Annotated in this window: 2 protein-coding genes; both read left to right on the plus strand. The window is 38.1% G+C overall.

The window, feature by feature from the left end; all coding sequences use genetic code 11:
* Positions 1–77 precede the first annotated feature (77 nt).
* Positions 78–545: a transposase family protein gene (locus HR057_RS16750; protein WP_173732637.1), complete on the plus strand. Its 468-nt coding sequence runs from the start codon at positions 78–80 to the stop codon at positions 543–545.
* Positions 535–1,146: transposase (locus tag HR057_RS16755; RefSeq protein WP_173732639.1), on the plus strand; the 612-nt coding region annotated here is incomplete at its 3' end. The genes HR057_RS16750 and HR057_RS16755, both read left to right, overlap by 11 nt.

The raw sequence follows: 1,146 nt of genomic DNA on the forward strand, positions 1-1,146 counted from the left end.
TGGCTCTTACGTATATTTGGTGAAGAGCCTTTTCTTTTTCTTTTATAGTATAATAAAAGAAAAGGAGTGATTTAAAAATGGGTACTATTCATTGGCAACCACCCGATCCTTTTATAGAAGTACTTCATGTTCAAGAAGAGCATTCCTCTTTTATAATAACTATTCAAAGTACGTCTCAATCCTGTCCATGTCCTCATTGCGGTGTTCCATCCTCGCGTCCGCATAGTCGATATACTCGTCTGGTTCAAGATCTACCAATCGGTGAAAAATCTGTTACACTCCTGCTTTTGACAAGAAAGTGGTTTTGTGATCATAACGTTTGTGATATGAAGATTTTTTCAGAGCGCTATGAATGGCTATCAGTGAATGGTCGAAGAACGCTGAGAGCCGAAGAGTTTTTGCGTAAAATTGCCTTTTCAACGAGTTGCCTCAATGGTGAGAAATTAGCCAAAGCCATGCACATTCCTGTTAGTCACGATGTTTTACTTTCCATTATCCGAAAAACTGATTTACAGCCAGAGATTTCCCCCTTTTGTGGGTATTGATGATTTTGCCTTTCTAAAAGGACATAGCTATGGAACGATTGTGTGTGATTTAGTTACTCATCATCCTATCGCTTTGCTTCCAGACCGTAAGCCAGAAACTATTTCATTATGGTTAAAGAATCACCCTTTGATTCAAGTTGTCAGTCGCGATGGCTATCAAGCGTTTCGCCAAGCGATTTCCGAAGCCTCATCTAGTATTCTTCAAGTATATGACCGATGGCATTTTATTCGTGCGGCAAGAAGGCAATTTGATTCATATCTCGCTTCGATTCTTCCATCTATCATTTCCTTTGAAAAAGGGAAGGAGATCGACAAAGCTCCATATTTTGAAACGAAGGCACAACGTCAACAAAGGGAAAGACTAGAAAAGAAATGGGCATTGATAAAAATCGTTCAACAAGAATATAAAAAGGGAAAGAAAAAATCAGAATTAGCTCGAGAATTTAACTTAAATCCACGAACTATAACTAAATATATCAAGACTACTAGTAAACCGATTCAGTTAAACAGAAAAAGGAAACGACAAACGGACGGTTTTCATGAAAAAATTGAACAGCTCGAGCGAGCTGGAAAAACAGTCCGGCAAATTTATGCATACATT

Source organism: Calidifontibacillus erzurumensis, from assembly GCF_013303125.1.
GTDB classification, from domain to species: domain Bacteria; phylum Bacillota; class Bacilli; order Bacillales; family Bacillaceae_J; genus Calidifontibacillus; species Calidifontibacillus erzurumensis.

Bases quoted from the DNA above. Each gene is read 5' to 3' on its own strand.
- HR057_RS16750 (WP_173732637.1), top strand. From the start codon at position 78: ATGGGTACTATTCATTGGCAACCACCCGATCCTTTTATAGAAGTACTT.